A 17554-nucleotide genomic window follows, 5' to 3' on the forward strand; every position below is an offset into this window, starting at 1 on the left:
GGTGCCGAAAGACACGCGCCGGTTGTGGTCCGTCCATGTGCGCCCGCGCACGTCGCGCGCCGCCGGCGAATTGCCGCATCCCGGGATCGCGCTTACGCTTTCGGCTCCGCGAGGCGCGCTCCGTCGCGCCTGCGATGCGGGCTGGATGTGATGGCGATGCTCAGGATCCCATCGCGGAGCGCCGGCGCCACGGTCGCTCTCGTCTGGTTGCTGTTTCTGGCGCTCGCCTGCGGTTCCGCGATGGCGGATCGGCGCGTCGCGCTCGTGATGGGCAACGCCCACTACGGCAAGATCAACCGCCTCGAAAACCCGCTCAACGATGCGCCCGACCTCGCCGAGGCGCTGCGCAAGCTCGGCTTCGACGTCATCCTGCGCACGGACGCCGACAAGGGCGGCTTCGACCGGGCCCTGTCGGAATTCGCCCGCAAGGCCGCCGGCGCGGATGCGGCGCTGTTCTACTACGCCGGCCACGGCATCCAGTATCAGCGCCAGAACTACCTGCTGCCGATCGACATCGAGGTCGAGGACTACAACGACGTCGAGTTCCAGGCCGTCAACGTGGCGCGCGTCATGTCGGCGCTGGAGCGCTCCAGCGGCGTCAAGATCATCGTGCTGGACGCCTGCCGCGACAATCCGCTCGACCGCCGCCTCACCCAGGCGAGTCGCGCCGTCTCGGCCTCGCGCGGCCTTGCCCGGATCGATCGCACCGAGGGGCTGGTGATCGCCTACGCGACCGCGCCCGACCAGGTCGCGCAGGATGGCCGCGGCCGCAACAGCCCCTTCACGGAAGCGCTGATCCGGCGCCTGGCGGAGCCGGGGCTGGAGATCGCCACCCTGTTTCGCCGCGTCACGCAGGACGTCTACGAGCGCACGGAGGGCCGCCAGCGGCCGGAGGTGTCGATCTCGCTGCTGGGCGACTACTTCCTGAATGGCGGCGAAACGGATGCGCTGGCCTGGGCGCGGGTGCGCGAGTCCTCCGACGGGGCCGATTTCCAGGCCTTCAAGGCGCGCTATCCCAATTCGCCCTTCGCCCGCGAGGCGCAATATCGCCTCGATATGCTGGACCGCTTCCGCAAGGTCGAGGAACAGCGCGTCGCCTTCGAGCAGGAGCGGGCCCGCGAGCGCGAGCGCGTCCAGCGCGAAGCCCAGGAGCAGGACCGCATCCGCCTCGAGGCGCAGCGCCGCATCTTCGCCCGGCTGGAAGCCGACGCCGCCCGCGACGCGGAGCGCCGCGCCGCCGAACGCCGCGAGGAGGCCCGCCTCGAAGCCGAGCGGCAGGCCGCCGAGAAGCGCGAAGCCGAGCGCCAGAGCGCCGAAAAGCAGGATGCGGCGCGCGAGGCCGAGAAGCTCGCGATCCAGCGGCGCATCGAGGCCGAGCGCGTCGCCGCCGCCCGCCGGGAAGCCGAGCGCGTCGCCGCCGAGGACCTCGCCCGCCGCGAAGCCGCCCAGCGCGAGGCCGACCGCCGCGAGGTGGAGCGCATCGCCGCGCAGAAACGCCTCGACGCCGAAAGGCAGCGCGCCGCCGACGCCGAAGCCGACCGCCAGGAAGCGCTGCGCATCGCCGAGCAGAGCAAGGAGGCCCTGCGCCGCGAAGTCGAGCAACTGGCCGCCCGCCGCCGCCAGGACGGCGACCACGTCGCCGACCTCGGCTCCGCGCCGGCTGACCCCGGCCTCTCCCGCCGCCTCACCGAGGCCGAGCGCCAAGCAGTCGAGCAACGCGCCTTCGAACGCCGCCAGGCCCTGGAAGCCGACCGCCGCGAACTCGCCCGCCTCTCCGAGCTGCGCAAGCACGCACCCCCGCGCGAAGCCCGCCGCCTCGACGCCGCCATCCGCAAACTCCAGTCCGCCATCGCGGCCCGCGACAAGCCCGCGACGGCCCAGACGCCCTGAGCGCTTGCCTGGTGAGGGAGCGGCGCCCACCCTCCGAGCGCCTCGCCGTCATTGCGAGCCAGAGGCGAAGCAATCCAGCCTAAGGGCCCGGCGTTAGCTGGATTGCTTCGCTGTTGCTCGCAATGACGGGGAGGGTGGATCGACAACTCAGCGCCTCGCCGTCATTGCGAGCCGGAGGCGAAGCAATCCAGCCTAAGGGCCCGGCGTTAGCTGGATTGCTTCGCTGTCGCTCGCAATGACGGGGAGGGTGGATCGACAACTCAGCGCCTCGCCGTCATCCCCGGCGACCTGCGCAGCAGGTCGGGAAGGGGATCCAGGGGCCATTGGCGCGGCTGCCCTGGATCCCCTTCCCGGCGCTACGCGCCGCCGGGGATGACAGGAAGTTGGTGCCAACAGCCCAGCGCCTCGCCGTCATTGCGAGCCGGAGGCGAAGCAATCCAGCCTAAAGGCCCGGCGTTAGCTGGATTGCTCCGCTGTCGCTTGCAATGACAGGGAGGGTGGATCGACAACTCAGCGCCTCGCCGTCATCCCCGGCGACCTGCGCAGCAGGTCGGGAAGGGGATCCAGGGGCCATTGGCGCGGCTGCCCTGGATCCCCTTCCCGGCGCTACGCGCCGCCGGGGATGACAGAAGGGTGTAACCGGCATCGCAGCGCCTCGCCGTCATTGCGAGCCGGAGGCGAAGCAATCCAGCCTAAGGGCCCGGCGTTAGCTGGACTGCTTCGCTGTCGCTCGCAAGGACGGGGAGGGTTGCGCCCACAACCCAGCACTCCCGGCGCCAAACAACCGACGATCACGGCTCCCGCGCCACCCGCATGCCGTTGGTGTAGAAGCGCACGTCGAAGTCGTATTTGTAGCGCGAGGCCGAGCGCACATAGCGCTGGTCGGTGTTGAAGGAGCCGCCTCGCAGCACGCGTTCGGGGCAGCGGGGGCGGGTCCAGGCGGAGCCGTCGGCGGGCGCGCCCTTGAAGCTGTCGTTCCAGCAATCCTCGACCCATTCGGCGACGTTGCCGGTCATGTCGAAGAGCCCGAATGCGTTGGCCGGGAAGCTGCCGACCGGCGCGGCCGCGGCGGCGGGTTCGGGGTTGCAGCCCACGCATTGGGCGCGGCCCTTTTCCATGGCGCCGCCCCACGGATAGGCGGTGGAGCCGCCCGCGCGGGCCGCGTATTCCCACTCGCTCTCGGTCGGCAGGCGATAGGTTTTGCCGGTCTTGCGCGACAGCCAGGCGACGTATTGCTGCGCGTCGTTCCAGTCGAGATTGGAAACCGGGCGATTGCCGCGCCCGGCGCCGCGATCCGGCGGCGAATAGGCGCATCCGCCGTCGGCCACGCAGGCGTCCCATTCGGCGAAGGTCACCTCGTGCACGCCCAGCAGAAACGGCTTCCGGATCGTGACTTGATGCACGGGGCCCTCGAACGGGAAGAGCTCGGTCGATCCCATCGAGAAGGACCCCGGCTGGATCGCCGTCAGCGGCGGGCAGCCGTCGCAATCCTGCACGATGGCGGCCGCCGCCGGCGCGGGCTGGCGAGGCTGCTCGGCCTGGCGGGGCTTTTCGACCGGCCCGGGCTTTTCACCTTGCAGAGGCCTTTCGACCTGCCGAGGCGCCGCCGCGGGAGCCCGCGAGGGCGTTTGTGGGGCTGGCGTCGCCCCGGCTTCCAGTTCGCGTAGCCGGGCCCGGGCCTGCGCGGCGAAGCGGCCGTTCGGGTAGGCGTCGAGATAGGTCTGGAAATCCGCCGCCACGTCCGCGCCCCGGATGGAGTTCCAGAACCGCGTCTCGAGCGTGTCTTCCGCCGACGGCGCCGCGCGGGGCGCCTCGGCCGGCCTGCGCGCCTGCGCGTCGGCGCGGTCGATCCCGGCCACGAGCAGCGCCGCGGATGCGCCGAAAACTCCGCAAAGGACGCCGCGCAAGATCAGGGACGCAAGACCGGCTCTAACGCACATAGACGGTGATCTTTTTCGAAACGACCGGCGGCGTGTGCGGGACGTGGTCATGGTCGCCCACCACGAGCTGCAGCGTGTGCGGCCCCGGCGGCAGGGTGAGCAGCACCTCCGTCTGGCCGTTGCCGAGGTGGATGTGATTGTAGTCCGACGGGATCGGCCGGGTGAGATCGAGCGGCTCGGCGTCCACGAGCAGGTGGTGGTGGCCGGTGTTCGCCTTGGTGACGCCGGCGGGGGCCACGCCCATCTCCTTGAGCCCGATGCGCACCGTGAAGCGCTGCGGCACATGGATGCCGTCCAGCGGATAATGGAAATACACGGTCGCGCCGGGCGGAGAGGCCGTGCCGGCCGCGGCCGCGACGACTCCCGTTCCGAGCCCGGCGAGCAGGCCCAGGAGCGCGACAATCATTCGTCCCATCGCGGTCATCGCCATGCTCCCTCAGCGCCGGCGCTTCTTGGACGCCGCCTTCGCGCCGCCTTTCCGAGGCGCCATCACGGTGACGTCGATCCGCTCCGTCATCACGGGCGGATCGAACGGCACATGCTGCGCATCCGCCAGAATGAGCTGCAGCGTGTGCCGGCCGGGAGCGAGCGAGATCTTCTTCTCGGTCTGCCCGTTGCCGAAATGCAGGTGCGCCGGATCGTTCGGGATCGGCTGGTCGAGCGGCGGCGTCTCGACGTCGACCAGCAGGTGATGGTGGCCGGTGTTGGCCTTGGCGACCCCGGCCGGGGCGACGCCCATGTTGCGCAGGCCGAACCGCACGGTGGTGTTCGGGTAGATGGTCGCGCCCTTAGGCGGATAGATGAAATACACCGCCGCATCGGGCGGGGCGGGGGTGCGGCCGGATGCGCCCTGCGCACTTGCGGAAGCCGCCTGCGCGACACCCGGCGCAGCGGAAGAAGCGGGCCGGTCCGGCGCGCGCGGCTCCTCGGCGACCACGTGAATCGCCTTAGAGAACACGGGCGGATCATGAGGCACGTGCTCGTGGTCGGCCAGCGCGAGTTGCAGCGTGTGGGGACCGGGCGACAGCGTCACCTCAGTGGCGGTCTGCGCCTTGCCGAAATGCAGGTGGTTGGGATCGTTCGGGATCTCGCGATCGGCGTCGGGCGGCGGCGCGTCGATGATCAGGTGATGATGCCCGGTCGCGGGCGCGCTTGTTCCGGCGGGCGCCAGCGCCATCCCGGTCACGCCGAAGCGGATCGTCATGCGCGTCGGGACGAGCGCGCCGTCGTCGAGCCCCTCGAAAAACACCGTCGCGCCGGGCGGGGAGGGCGTGCGGGCCCGCTCCACCGTGGCGGCGTCGACCCGCACGCGCAGCACCTCCGACATCACGGGCGGATCGTGAGGAGCGTGGTCCTGGTCGCCGAGAACGAGCTGCAGCGTGTGTTCGCCGGCCGGCAGGATGATCTCGGCCTCGGTCTGGCCGCGGCCGAAGTGAAGATGGTTGGGATCGCTCGGGATCGGCTGGTCGGGCGCCGGCGGCGGAGCGTCGATCACAAGGTGGTGGTGGCCGGTGTTCGGCCGCGCCACGCCGGCCGGGGCGATCTCCATCTTCTCGAGGCCGAACCGCACGGTGAAGCGCGACGGCACGGTCGCTCCGTTCTTGAGGTCGACGAAGAAGACCCGGGCGTCCGGCGGCGAGGCTTTGCGCTGCGGCTGCTGCGCGTCGGCCGACCGCGCCGCGAGAGCGGCCAGCATGGCGACGAGCATGCGAAGGGACGCGTGGGTGAGCATCGCCGACCTCCGATGGCCGCAGGACACAAAATGCTCGTCTGGGTTGAAAGTTAACAAGCCCGGACGGGCGAAACAAGGCAGGCTTGAGCGTGTCGCCCTGGGCTCATCATGCTCCGGGCCGGCGCAAACGGGTGTGACGTTGCGCACATGCGCGCTTCGGTCGCCGGCTCAGGGTTCGGGCGGAGCCCCGGCGTTGCGCGCCTCCAGGAGCCGCCGCTCCACCTCGGCGGTCCGCTGGATCTGCGCCTGCAGCAGCCGCAACCCGAAATCCGGATACTCCAGCACCAGCTCGGTGAGGACGTCGCGGCGGATGCGCAGGGCGCGCACGGGCGTGTTGGCGGTCACGGTCGCGGCGCGGCGGCCGCGGGTGAGCGCGCCCATCTCGCCCACGATCGCGCCCGGCTCGGTGACGCCCAGGCGCAGCGCGCCCGCGTCCCCCTGGATCCACACGGTCGCGTCCCCGGACAGGAGCACGAGCGCGTCGTGCGCCTCGTCGCCCTGGCGCATGAGCACGTGCCCGGGCGCGAACGTCACGCGCTCGCCCGTGAACGCGAGCAGCTTCAGGCGCGCGGTCTCGAGCGAGGCGAGCATGGGCACGGCGCGCAGCGCGCGCACCTCCTCGCTCATGGCCTCCGGGCGGGCGGGCTCGGGCGCGCTCTCGCGCGCGCCTGCGCGGATGCGGGCGCGGCCGCCCCCGAGCTCGATCGCCTGCGTGAAGCCCGCGCGCTCCACGCCCGGCCCGCACGCCGCCACCAGCGTGCGCCCGTGCATGAACGCCCGGATGGCCGCCAGCGCCTGCGCGCCGCGCGCGTCCCCGTAGGCCTGCAGCGCGCCGTCGATCACGAGCACGGCCGGGCGCTTGAGCAGGCAGCGCCCGAGCGCCAGCGCGGCGCGCTGGGTCGCGTAGAGCTCGCGCCCGCCCGGGCCCACGGGCTGGTCCAGGCCCACGTCGAGCACGACGCGCGTCAGGCCCGTCTGCGCCAGCGTGCCCTCCAGCGCCTCCGCGAGCCGCTCGCCCGCGCTGGGCGCCTCCGAGACCACGCGCCCGAACAACAAATTGTCCCGTAAACTCGCGCCGGGCGTGTAGGCGGCGGGGTCGTAGACGGGGAGGGAAACGCCGGCCGCCGCGGCGGCTTCGGCGACGGCGGGGCGCGCCGCCAGGATGCGGGCCCGCAGGGCGTCGTCGAGCAGGCCCAGCCGGTGCACGGGCTCGCAGTAGCGCAGCGCCAGCATCAGGAAGTTCAGCCGGTCCTCGGACGTGGCGCGCCCCAGCCCGTGCCGTTCCAGCGCGCGCCGATGCCCGTCCAGCGCCTCGGCCGACATGAAGGCGAAGCGCTGCACCACGAGGCTTTGCGGGCCGAAATCGGCGAAAATCTCGACCATGGTCGCCGCGAACCCGCGCCCGATCGCCTCCAGGGCGTCGCCCAGCTCCAGCCGGTAGAGCGTGACCGCCAGAAACGGCGGCGCCGCCGAGGCCGCCTCCGGCTCGGGCAGGGGCCCGAACAGCAGGTTCTCGCGGATCGACAGGCGCTCGCCATAGCGCTCGGGGTCGAATCGCTCCACGAGGTCGGAGGCGTTGGCGGCCGCCAGCCCGTCCGCCAGGGCGTCGCGCGCCGCGACGATCCGGGCGGCCAGATCAGGCTCCGCGGCCGGGTCGATCCGCGCTGCGAGCCCGGCCCGGCGCATGTCGGCCTCCAGGTCCACGACCCGCACCACCCGCAGCACCGCCTCGCCGAGTTCCTCGGGCGAGGAAACGCCTGCGGCCTCCAGATCGAGCCATTCCGCATCGCCGCCGCGGCGCAGCCCGTAGAGCAGGTTGTCCCGGAACGTCCCGGCGAACACGGCCGGGTCCGGCCCCGCATAGGCGAACAGCCGGCCCAGCGTGGCGTCGTCCATCTGGTCGAGGCGGTTGTCGCCATAGGAGACGTGGCCGGAGGCCGGCCGGCGCCGTCCCGCCAGCGCGGATGCGAGCGCGCTCACGAGTTCGTGCGGCCCGAACAACGCCACGTGGTCACCGGGCGCGATGGTCAGCGAAGCCTTCTCGGAGCCAGGCTCGCCCGGCGAACCGCCAAGCTCCACCGCGACCGCCGCCAACACCGCGCCGGCGGGCTCGGCGGGCGTGAGTGCGCCAGTCGCCGCGGGGGCGTCCAGCGCCGGGAACTGCTCCACGACCTGCTGGAACTTCACCTCCACGTCCATGCGCTGCTGATCCCAGTCGATCAGCTCCTTCACGGGCGGGGGCAGGTCGCGATAGGCCGCGATCACGGCCACGAGCTGGCCGATGGCGAGCTCGCCGCGCAGTGCGAAATAGCCGCCCAGCGAGTAGAACAGGAACGGCGTCGCCTGCGCGAGCAGGTTGTTGGCGAACTTGGCCGCAAATTTCCGCCCGTAGAGGCGGTAGCGGATTGAAAACAGCTCCTCCAGGCGGCCTGCGATGCGGCTCATCTCGTAGGGGGCGGCGCCGTGGTTTCGAACCTCGTCGAGCCCGTCCACGACCTCGCCGATGCGCCCGGCCAGCGCGCGCGACTGCAACTGCCGCATCCGCCCGAGGCGGAGCTGCTCGCGCCGCAGCCGCGGAATGATCACCGCCTGCACGCCCACGAGCGCGCCGGCGCAGATGCCCAGCGGCAGGCTCTGGATGAGAATAAACGCCAGCGCGGTCGCGGCCTGTCCGAACAGGAAGATCGGCTGGATAAAGGCGTCGCCCACGAACCCGCCGACCGGCTCCACCTCGTCCTTGATGATGGTGGCGGCCTCGGAGGCGCTGATGCGCCGGCCCGCGTCGGGCGTGCGGGCCACCAGCGCGGCGAAGAGCTCGAAGCGCAGGCGCTGCAGCACGCGTTCGCCCAGCGCCCCCTTGCGCATGTTGATCACGTATTTGAAGGCGCCGTTCACCAGCACCAGCGCGAGGAACAGCCCCGACAGGGCGAACAGGTAGGAGGTGCGGTCGAACTCGATCCCGGGAAACAGCACCGCGCCGCTCCAGGGCGAGACGATGCGAAACAGCGGCGCTGTGGCGGAAGACTGAAAGGCCCGGCCCTGGATGGCGTCGGTGACGATCAGCTTCGGCACGTCCAGCGACGCGTAGTAGAACGGCATCGACAGCAGCACGACCGCAAGCACGCGCAGCTGCTCGCCGCGGCTGCAGCGCCAGATATAGGCGAACAGACGCTCGCGCTGGAGTGTGGCCGGTTGCACCGTTTGACGCCCTGATTGGCCCCGACCGCCGCTCGGATTCAGGGCTGGCGAGATTACCCGCAGCGGCGGCCCCGCGCTACGTCGGGCCCGTGCAAGAACGCACAGAGCGCAACCGGGCGGCGGGTTATGGAGGCGGGGTTCGGGGGGCGCGCGCCCAACGAGCAACCCCGACGTCGCCTTGCGGGCGGAGTCGAGATTCTCCCCAATCCACCGCGCATGTCCGGGTTTGTTTGATGAGGTCGTGGTATGTTGATCCGACGAGCCCGCCGCTGTCCGCACAACCTTTGACCGCGATCGTCGCCAACGGGTGGGGCCTGCGATGCGATCCGCGCTAATCAGCCTCGCCGGCGTGCTCATCGTCGTGTTCGCGCGCTTCATCACGGCCGTGCGCGGGCTCTGGGCGGGAACCGCGCCCACCGACGAGCAGCGGATCTATTTCGCCAACCACGCCAGCCACGGCGACTTCGTCCTGATCTGGACGGTGCTGCCGCGGCGCATGCGCTTTGCGACCAGGCCGGTCGCCGGCAGCGACTACTGGCTCGCCAACCGCCTGCGGCGCTTCATCGGCTGCGAGGTGTTCAACGCGGTGCTGATCGATCGCGATCGCGTCAGCCGAACCAACGATCCGATCCGAATGATGACCGACGTGCTGGACGCCGGCCGCTCGCTGATCGTGTTTCCGGAAGGCACGCGCAACGCCACCGACGCGCCGCTGCTGCCGTTCAAGAGCGGGCTCTTCCATCTGGCGCGGGCGCGATCGGGTGTCCCGCTGGTCCCGGTCTGGATCGACAACCTCAACCGCGTCATGCCGAAAGGCGAGTTCGTGCCCATTCCGCTGATCTGCACCGTCACGTTCGGCGCGCCCTTGTGGCTCGAGGAGGCTGAGAGGAAGAAGGCCTTCCTGGCCCGCGCCGAACGGGCGCTGCTGGCTTTGTCGCCCAAGGCGGCCGCGCCATGACGATGCCGCATCCCGACCTCGTGATCGTGCTCGCGTGCCTGCTGGCCGTTCTCATCGTCGCGTCCGCGATCGGCTACGCGCTCCAGCGCAGGTTGTCGCCGGATGGCCAGAACGCCGTGGTCGAGAACCTGAACGACCGGATCCGGGCCTGGTGGATCATGGTCGTCCTGATGGGCCTGGCGCTGATCGGCGGCAAGACAGGCGTGACGCTCCTGTTCGCGTTCTGCTCCTTCGCGGCCCTGCGCGAGTTCATCACGCTCACCAACACGCGCCGCGCTGATCATTGGGCGCTGGCCGCCGCGTTCTTCATCGTGCTGCCGGTGCAGTACTACCTGGTCTGGATCGACTGGTATGGGCTCTACGCCATCTTCATCCCGGTCTATGCTTTCCTGCTGATGCCTATCATCGCGGCGCTGCGCGGCGACACGGACCATTACCTCGTTCGCATCGCCGAGGTGCAGTGGGCCCTGATGATCTGCGTCTTCTGCACCTCGCACGTCCCGGCGCTGCTGACATTGCAAATCCCCGGCTACGAGGGGCGCAACGTCCTCCTGATCGCGTTCCTGGTGATCGTCGTGCAGATGAGCGACGTCCTCCAGTACATCTGGGGCAAGCTTCTGGGCCGCACCAAGATCGCGCCTCGCCTGTCTCCCTCCAAGACAGTGGAGGGCTTCGTCGGCGGGGCGCTCAGCGCCACGCTCATCGGCGCGGCGCTGGCATGGATGACGCCGTTCCGGCCGCTCGAGGCCGCATTCCTGTCGCTCGTGATCGTGCTGATGGGTTTCTTCGGCGGGCTCGTGATGTCGGCGATCAAGCGCGATCGTGGCGTCAAGGACTGGGGCCACCTGATTGCCGGCCATGGCGGCTTCATCGATCGGCTCGATTCGGTGGTCTTTTCCGCCCCCATCTTCTTCCATCTCGTCCGTTACGGCTGGTCGGCCACATGACCGCATCGCGCCGCGGCCTGATGGACAGCAGCGTCGTGCATGTCGGCTTCGCATTCGTCGCGATGGGCGGCTGGGCAGCTTTCGCCAACCGGGCCCATCCGACGGCGGCATGGCTGCAGGCCGGCTTGATCCAGGGCGCGCTGTCGGCCGCCATCACCCTGCTGCTGAAACGCGCGATCGAGCTGTTGGCCGATTGGTTCGAAGGGCCTGTCGGGCTCGTCGCCCCGCCGCTGGTCGCCTTGATCGTCTCGGCCTGCGCGCTGACCACGCTTCATGCGCTGGGCGGCACGCCCGAAATCGCCCACACGATCGCCGTGCCGCTCACCGTTTCGACGAGCTACGCGGCGCTCTACAACCTCGCGCTCTGGCGCGCAAAGAGGGCCTGACCGGTGGCGGTGGACGACAACAGAAGACCCCTCGCGAGCCGCGACTCCGGCTTGGCCCAAGCCGTCGCGCGCCGCCTGAGCGCCGCATCCGTCACCCCGAACCAGATCTCCGTGGCGAGCATCGGCATGGCGGCCGTCGCCGGCGTGGCGTTCAGCCTCACGGCCCATGCCGAGCCATGGCCGCGCGCCGGGTTGCTCCTCCTTGCGGCCCTGTTTTGCCAGTTCCGGCTGCTCTGCAACCTGTTCGACGGGATGGTGGCGATCGAAGGCGGCAAGCAGGCCCCCGACGGGCCGTTCTGGAACGAGTTTCCCGATCGCGTCGCCGACATCCTCATCCTGGTCGGGGCCGGCTACGGCGCCGGCGCTCCGGCCCTCGGCTGGGCGGCGGCGGCCTTTGCGGTCCTCACCGCCTACACGCGCGAACTCGGCCGGGCGTGCGGGCTTCCGGTCGATTTTTCCGGCCCGATGGCCAAGCAGCACCGCATGGCGACGATCACGGCCGCCGCGCTGGCCTCCCTGTTGGAGCCGCTCTGGCTTGGCCGGGGAGGGGTCCTGGTCGCAGCTCTGGGCGTGATTGTGGTTGGGGCTGCGGTCACGGCGCTCAGGAGAGCCAGGACCGTGGTGCTGGCGCTCCGCAGCCGCTGACCGGTCGCCTTGCTAATCAGGCTCGCTGAACCCCCTCAATCCCCTCATCCTGAGGAGCGGGCCCCCTTGGGCCTGCGTCTCGAAGGACGAGGGATTCCAGCTTGCACGAGCTTTCAGCCCTCTGGACCCCTCGTCCTTCGAGACACATCGCCAAGGGGCGATGTTCCTCAGGATGAGGGGTGTTGAGGAATCAAACCACGGGGAAGCTCTCGCGAAAACGCCGCCCGGAGGGGCGGCGCTTTGCGTCGATGTCAGCCGCGCGGATGCGCAGCCCGCACGGGCAGGGTCACTTCTTCGTCTTGCTGCCGATTTCCTCGTCCCAACGGCGGAAGGCGACCACCATCTTGTCGGGCGTCAGCGGCAGCTCGATCGGGTTGTCGGCGATCAGCTTGGCGTATTCCGGCCGGCCGAACTCGCGGATGACGTCCTGGCTCTTCTGCGGCGCCAGCTCCAGACCCACATTGCGGACCGCAGGCCCGGGATAGAGGTAGCCCTCGTCATACGCGAAGGCCTGGATCTTGGGCTGGAGGATGAAGTTCATCATGTCCAGCAGCACCGCGAAGCGGTCAGCCGGCACGCCCTTCGGCACCGTCATGAAGAACGCGTCCGACACCCAGTGGAAGCCCTTCAGCGTCGCGATGGCGGCGGATTTCGGCACGATGCCCAGCGCGCGGGGGTTAATGTCCCACCCGGTGGTCGAGATGATGATGTCGCGTGAGCCCTCGCCGAACTCCTTCATGGTCGCGCCGGTGCCGGTCGGGTAGTACTCGACGTACTTGTTGAGCTCCTTCAGGTAGGCCCAGGTCTTCTCCCAGCCGTTCACCGGATCGGCCGGGTCCTTGTCGCCCAGGAGGTAGGGCAGGCCCATCATGAAGGTGCGGCCCGGGCCAGAATTGGCCGGCCGCGCATACATGAAGCGGTGGGGGTTGGCCTTCGCCCATTCCAGCAGCTCCTCGGCCGAGCCCGGCGGCTTGGCGACGCGCTCCGGCGCGTATTCGAGCAGCGGGCCGGACGGGTAGTAGGCGCACACCACCGCGAAACCCTGGCCCTGCGCCTTGAACAGCCGCAGCGCGGCGGGCTCGTAATTCGCCTCTATGCCCGGGAAGGACGCCTCGTGCTCCGGGAACAGCTTGGTCCAGAGCCCCTGGTCGAGGCCGGCCGCGAGGCCATCGCTGCCGGTCAGGATCAGGTCGAGGTCGCTCTTGCCGGCGTTCTGCTGCGCCTTGATCTTGGCGGCGAGCTCCGGCGCGGGGGCCTTCACGTAGGTGATGCGCGAGACCACTTCGGGCTTGGCGGCCTTGTAGGCGTCGAAGCCCGGCTGCAGCAGCGCGAGCGCGCCGCCAACGTCCATGATGGTGATCGCGACCGGCGATGTCGGCAGCGCCGGCCCGGCCGCACGCGCGCCCGTGGCCAGCAACGCCGAACCGGCGATGCCCCCGAGGACCTCGCGGCGTGAAAATGGCCCCTGCATGATGTTCAGCCCTCCCGTTGTTGTTGGCAGTGTGTGGCGGCCCGGGGCCGCGGTCTAGCGTCCGGTCACGACGGATCCATTCAGCCGGACCTCGTCGATCGTGAGCGCGGGCGACCAGGTCACCTCGCTCGGCGGCTCCACGACGCCATGCCGCCGCATCGCCGGCGCGAGCAGCGCGCGCGGATGGGTCGAGGCCATCGCGACGGCCTGCTCGGGCGTCGCCAGCCCCCAGCGCACGACGTTGCGGACCGCGTCGTCGAGCGTCAGGCAGGAGCCCGCCAGATAGGGCGTGCCGGGCTGGCTGACGCGGCCATCGGCTGTCTTCTCCACCGTCATGCCCGCGAAGGGATAGAGGCCGGGCGGCGACGCCGCGGCCGCGACCGCGTCCGTGACCAGGATGGAGCGCTCCGGCCCCTTGGCGCGCAGCATGACTTTCAGGGCCGTGGGCGTCAGGTGGACGCCGTCGGCGATGAAGTCGGCCCAGAGCCGGTCCTCGGCGAGCTGCGCCACGATGGGGTTGTCGAACTTGTGCTGCTGGTGTGCGACGCCATTGCCCAGATGCGTGGAGAGCGTCGCGCCGGCCTCGGCGGCCTCGGCGACTTCGGCCGTGGTCGCGTTGCTGTGCCCGATCGCGACCACGATGCCGGCGTCGGCGGCCCAGCGCGCGAAGGCGCCGCCGGGGTCGCGCTCCGGCGCGATCGTGACGAGCAGCATCGGCCGGGTGAGACGCGCCTGCAGCGACCGGACGAGCTCGGGGTCCGGCGGCGTCATTGCGGCGGCCGGGTGGCAGCCCTTGTAGCCGTCCGCCGGGTTCAGGAAAGGCCCCTCGAGGTGGTAGCCCAGCGCCATCGCGGGCCCGAGCCGGCTGCCCGCCACGGCCGCGTCCAGCGCGGCGAAGCGCTCGGCGAGCTCCCGGGGGTGGGCGGTGATGATGGTGGGCAGGCAGGCGGTGACGCCGGTCGCCAGCATGGCCTCCAGCGCGTGGTCCAGCGCCTGCGGGGTTAGCGCGCCGTCGTTGAAGTCGACGCCCGCGAAGCCGTTCACCTGGATGTCGAAGAGCCCTTGCGAGCGCATGGTCAGGTCCGCTGCGCCGGGTAGCCGGCCGAGAGCTCGGCCGCGGCGGGGGGATCGAGATACGCCACCGTGTCGGGATGGCGCTGCAGCACGGAGGCCGGCACATCCGGCGTAACCGGACCCTCCAGCGCGCCGCGCACCGCCGCGGCCTTGCGCGTATCGAGCACGGTCAGGACGATGAGGCGGCTTTTCAGGATCTGCCGGACGCTCATCGACACCGCCTGCGGGGGCACGTCCGCCAGCGTCGGGAACCAGCCCTCGCCGAACTGCTGGCGCCGGCAGGCGTCGTCGAGATCCACCACGATATAGGGCTGCTCGGTCTCGAAATTGGCGGGCGGGTCGTTGAACGCGAGGTGGCCGTTCTCGCCGATGCCCGCGAAGCACACGTCGATCGGCGCCGCGGCGACCAGCGCGGAAAGCCGTGCAAGCTCGGCCTCGATGTCCGCCGCCTCGCCGTCGACGAAGTGGAACGCGCCCAGCGCCGGCAGCCGGCCGGTGAAGCGCTCGCGCAGGTAGCCGCGGAAGCTGGCGGGGTGGCTCTCCGGCAGGCCGATATATTCGTCGAGGTGGAAGCCCGTCACCTTGCCCCAGTCGATGTCCGGCTCCTGAACAAGCGCGTCCAGCATCTCGAACTGGCTCGCCCCCGTGGCGACGATCACGCGCGCCTCGCCGCGGTCGCGGATCGCGGCCCGTATGGCCGCCGCGCCCGTGCGGGCGGCCTCTTTCCCGGCGAGAAGCTTGGATGGGGCGATATGGACTTTCAAACGGCGGCTCCCTTGGTCAAGGGGCCATGACGGCTCGTTTGGGCCCATCCTGTCAACCGCGCCGGCGCGCATGGCCCCCCTGCGGCGACCGCCTCCTTTTGCGCCACGACCGGGCCGTGTTGGGGGCGCATTTGCAGCGTGAAGATGTTAAACGACTAATCTGAATTAGTGGTTGTGCCCGGCGTCCCCTCGCGCCGTTCCCGCCGCACCATCTTAAAAGCAGCGTCGTACGCCCCATGAGAGGCTGCGCGTCGGGTTGTCCGCCAGGAGACGGTTTTTGAACGACAGGGCGGAAGACCCTTTCAACAAGGCGGCCAGGCTCGCCGCGTTGCGCCGCTACGGCATCCTCGACACCCCTCCCGAGGAAGCCTTCGCGAGCGTCTGCCAGGTCGCCTCGCGCGTGTGCGACGCGCCGGTCGCGGTCGTGAACCTGATCGACGACGAGCGCCAGTTCTTCAAGGCCGAGATCGGCCTTGGCGTGCGCGAGACGCCCGTCGACGTGTCGATCTGCGCCCACGCGATCCTGCAGCGCGACCTCTTCGTCGTGCCGGACACCACCAAGGATCCCCGCTTCGCCTGCAACCCGCTCGTCACCGGCAGCCCGCATCTGCGGTTCTACGCCGGCGCGTTGCTGGAAACGCCCGAGGGCGTGGCGATCGGCACCATGTGCGTGCTGGACTACAAGCCCAGGCCAGAGGGGCTGACGGCCGAGCAGGCGGAGGTTCTGAAGACCCTCGCCAGGCAGGTCATGAGCCTGCTCGAGCAGCGCCGCCTGATCGCCTCGCTGGCGGAGCGCGAGGCCGAGCTGGAGCGCCTGCACCGGATCGCGCGCATCGGCGCGCTGCATGTGGACCTGCGCGACGGCTTCAAGAACCAGCGGTCCCCCGAGTATCTCCAGATCCACGGACTGCGTCCCGAAAACGCGGACGAGAGCCACGCTGATTGGGTGCGGCGCATCCATCCGGACGATCGCGCCCAGGTCGAGCAGGCGTTCATGGACGCGGTGCGCGGCCGAGACACCGAATATGAAGCCGAGTACCGGATCATCCGCCCCAGCGATGGCGAGGTTCGCTGGATCGCGGCGAGCGCCACCATCGAGCGGGACGCGAACGGCCGGGCCCTGCGCCTGGTCGGCGTTCACCGCGACATCACGGATCGCAAGCAGGCCGAAACCGCCAACGCGCAGCTCGCCGCGATCGTGTCGTCGTCCGTCCATGCGATCTTCAGCATCTCGGCGGCCGATGGGCGGGTCCAGACCTGGAACGACGCGGCCACGCATCTCTTCGGCTACACGGCCGCGGAAGCGATAGGCGCGCCCGCAAATCTGCTTGTCCCCAAGGACGGGCTGACGGAGGCCGAGAACAAAAGCGGCGTGTTCGACCTCGCCATGCGGCACGGCCATGTCGACCTGGAGACCGTGCGCCGGCGCAAGGACGGCAGCCTGGTCGAGGTGGCGGCCAGCGCGGTGCGGATGCACGGCGCCGATGGGCGCGTGCTCGGCGTGTCGGTGATCTTTCGCGACATCACCCAGCAAAAGGAGCAGGAGCGCGCCTTGCGGGCCAGCGAGGAGCGCCTGCATCTCGCGCTGGACGCCTCGGAGAGGATCGGCACCTGCGTGTGGGAGATCCAGACCGACCGCGTCGTCGCGGACGCCCGCTTCTCCCGCCTGTTCGGCGTCGAGGAGGGGCAGGGGGCCGCGGGCGTGCCGATCCAGGCCGTGTTCGACGCGATCCACGACGAGGACCGGGCCCGCGTCATGCGCGAGCTCGCGGCGGCCGTCGAGAGCGCCTCGAGCTACGAGACCGAGTACCGGGTGACCCAGAAGGACGGCAGCGTGCGCTGGGTCGCGGCTCGAGGCCGTTGCCAGCCGGACGCGTCCGGACGCGCCATGCGCTGTCCCGGCACGGTGGTCGACATCACGGATCGCAAGCACGCCGAGGAGGCGCGCGAACTGCTGACGCGCGAGCTCAGCCACCGCATTAAGAACATCTTCACGGTGGTGAACGGCCTGGTCACCCTCTCGTCGCGCGGCCGCCCCGAGGCGCAGGTCTTCGCCGCAGGGCTGCGGGACCGGCTCTTCGCGCTCGCGCAGGCCCACGAATATGTCCGTCCACACAGTCCCGAGAGCGCCGCGACGATGGGCGGCGAGACCATGTTCGGCCTGCTGCGGCTCCTGCTCGCGCCCTATCTCCAGGAGGGGCATCCCCGCGTGGAGATCAGCGGCGACGACGTCGCGATCAACGAGAAGAGCGCGACCGCTCTGGCGCTGATCCTGCACGAGCAGGCCACCAACGCGATGAAATACGGCTGCCTCAGCGTCGAGACCGGGCGCGTTCTCGTCACGGGCGCCATCCGGGACGGCGTCTACCGGCTCACCTGGCGCGAAGTCGGCGGCCCGCCCGTCGCAGGCGCGCCCCAGCACACCGGGTTTGGCACCGTGCTGGCCGCCCGCAGCGCCGCCGGCCAGCTCGGCGGCGAACTCCGCCACGCCTGGGCCAGCGACGGCCTGGAGGTGGTCTTCTCCGCGCCGATCGCCAATCTGGGCTGAG

13 protein-coding genes are annotated in these 17554 nt (G+C 70.4%); 6 read left to right on the top strand and 7 right to left on the bottom strand.

Annotated elements, in window-relative coordinates; translation table 11 throughout:
• The first annotated feature begins 156 nt into the window (after window positions 1-156).
• Window positions 157-1890, top strand: coding sequence for a caspase family protein (locus AC1DSZ_RS00575; RefSeq protein WP_476836461.1), 1734 nt, complete (start codon window positions 157-159; stop codon window positions 1888-1890).
• 791 nt (window positions 1891-2681) lie between these two features.
• On the opposite strand, the gene AC1DSZ_RS00580 is transcribed toward AC1DSZ_RS00575, so the two are convergent.
• From AC1DSZ_RS00580 to AC1DSZ_RS00595, 4 genes are all read right to left on the bottom strand, one after another.
• Complete coding sequence (locus AC1DSZ_RS00580) at window positions 2682-3749, bottom strand: formylglycine-generating enzyme family protein (protein WP_476836462.1); 1068 nt, start codon at window positions 3747-3749, stop codon at window positions 2682-2684.
• Between the two features lie 70 nt (window positions 3750-3819).
• Complete coding sequence (locus AC1DSZ_RS00585) at window positions 3820-4254, bottom strand: DUF4399 domain-containing protein (protein ID WP_476836463.1); 435 nt, start codon at window positions 4252-4254, stop codon at window positions 3820-3822.
• 12 nt (window positions 4255-4266) lie between these two features.
• Window positions 4267-5562 carry a DUF4399 domain-containing protein gene (locus tag AC1DSZ_RS00590; protein WP_476836464.1) on the bottom strand — a complete coding sequence of 432 codons (1296 nt, stop codon included), beginning with the start codon at window positions 5560-5562 and terminating at the stop codon, window positions 4267-4269.
• A 168-nt stretch (window positions 5563-5730) separates the two neighbouring features.
• Window positions 5731-8760, bottom strand: a complete 3030-nt coding sequence (locus AC1DSZ_RS00595) for a cyclic nucleotide-binding domain-containing protein (RefSeq protein ID WP_476836465.1) — start codon at window positions 8758-8760, stop codon at window positions 5731-5733.
• 319 nt (window positions 8761-9079) lie between these two features.
• On the opposite strand from AC1DSZ_RS00595, the gene AC1DSZ_RS00600 reads away from it, so the two are divergent.
• Genes AC1DSZ_RS00600 through AC1DSZ_RS00615 form a run of 4 tightly spaced genes read left to right on the top strand, consistent with a single transcriptional unit; the run spans window position 9080 to window position 11696 of the window.
• A complete protein-coding gene (locus AC1DSZ_RS00600) occupies window positions 9080-9718 on the top strand; it encodes a lysophospholipid acyltransferase family protein (protein ID WP_476836466.1) in 639 nt (212 codons plus the stop codon).
• A complete protein-coding gene (locus AC1DSZ_RS00605; RefSeq protein WP_476836467.1) occupies window positions 9715-10665 on the top strand; it encodes a phosphatidate cytidylyltransferase in 951 nt (316 codons plus the stop codon). Before AC1DSZ_RS00600 ends, AC1DSZ_RS00605 begins: the two co-directional genes overlap by 4 nt.
• Window positions 10662-11051 (top strand): hypothetical protein, encoded by a 390-nt coding sequence (locus tag AC1DSZ_RS00610; RefSeq protein WP_476836468.1) that lies wholly within the window; start codon window positions 10662-10664, stop codon window positions 11049-11051. The genes AC1DSZ_RS00605 and AC1DSZ_RS00610 overlap by 4 nt, the downstream gene beginning before the upstream one ends.
• A gap of 3 nt (window positions 11052-11054) precedes the next feature.
• Window positions 11055-11696: a CDP-alcohol phosphatidyltransferase family protein gene (locus tag AC1DSZ_RS00615; protein ID WP_476836469.1), complete on the top strand. Its 642-nt coding sequence runs from the start codon at window positions 11055-11057 to the stop codon at window positions 11694-11696.
• Between the two features lie 286 nt (window positions 11697-11982).
• On the opposite strand, the gene AC1DSZ_RS00620 is transcribed toward AC1DSZ_RS00615, so the two are convergent.
• The 3 genes from AC1DSZ_RS00620 to AC1DSZ_RS00630 are packed head-to-tail and all read right to left on the bottom strand — an operon-like array spanning window position 11983 to window position 15005.
• A complete protein-coding gene (locus tag AC1DSZ_RS00620) occupies window positions 11983-13167 on the bottom strand; it encodes an extracellular solute-binding protein (protein ID WP_476836470.1) in 1185 nt (394 codons plus the stop codon).
• Window positions 13168-13221: 54 nt separating this feature from the next.
• Entirely contained in the window at window positions 13222-14241 is a 1020-nt protein-coding gene (locus tag AC1DSZ_RS00625; protein ID WP_476836471.1) for an N-acetylglucosamine-6-phosphate deacetylase, read from the bottom strand.
• A gap of 2 nt (window positions 14242-14243) precedes the next feature.
• Complete coding sequence (locus AC1DSZ_RS00630; RefSeq protein WP_476836472.1) at window positions 14244-15005, bottom strand: glucosamine-6-phosphate deaminase; 762 nt, start codon at window positions 15003-15005, stop codon at window positions 14244-14246.
• Between the two features lie 277 nt (window positions 15006-15282).
• Between AC1DSZ_RS00630 and AC1DSZ_RS00635 the strand changes: the two genes are divergently transcribed.
• Window positions 15283-17553, top strand: a complete 2271-nt coding sequence (locus tag AC1DSZ_RS00635) for a PAS domain-containing protein (protein ID WP_476836473.1) — start codon at window positions 15283-15285, stop codon at window positions 17551-17553.
• Window position 17554: the final 1 nt, after the last annotated feature.

It is taken from the genome of Alsobacter sp. P4_H11 (assembly GCF_056400925.1).

What these genes read in the sequence shown, in the direction of transcription:
- AC1DSZ_RS00575 (WP_476836461.1), top strand. Translation starts at nt 157, where the DNA reads ATGCTCAGGATCCCATCGCGGAGCGCCGGCGCCACGGTCGCTCTCGTC.
- AC1DSZ_RS00585 (WP_476836463.1), bottom strand. Translation starts at nt 4,254, where the DNA reads ATGACCGCGATGGGACGAATGATTGTCGCGCTCCTGGGCCTGCTCGCC.
- AC1DSZ_RS00590 (WP_476836464.1), bottom strand. Translation starts at nt 5,562, where the DNA reads ATGCTCACCCACGCGTCCCTTCGCATGCTCGTCGCCATGCTGGCCGCT.
- AC1DSZ_RS00600 (WP_476836466.1), top strand. Translation starts at nt 9,080, where the DNA reads ATGCGATCCGCGCTAATCAGCCTCGCCGGCGTGCTCATCGTCGTGTTC.
- AC1DSZ_RS00605 (WP_476836467.1), top strand. Translation starts at nt 9,715, where the DNA reads ATGACGATGCCGCATCCCGACCTCGTGATCGTGCTCGCGTGCCTGCTG.
- AC1DSZ_RS00610 (WP_476836468.1), top strand. Translation starts at nt 10,662, where the DNA reads ATGACCGCATCGCGCCGCGGCCTGATGGACAGCAGCGTCGTGCATGTC.
- AC1DSZ_RS00620 (WP_476836470.1), bottom strand. Translation starts at nt 13,167, where the DNA reads ATGCAGGGGCCATTTTCACGCCGCGAGGTCCTCGGGGGCATCGCCGGT.
- AC1DSZ_RS00625 (WP_476836471.1), bottom strand. Translation starts at nt 14,241, where the DNA reads ATGCGCTCGCAAGGGCTCTTCGACATCCAGGTGAACGGCTTCGCGGGC.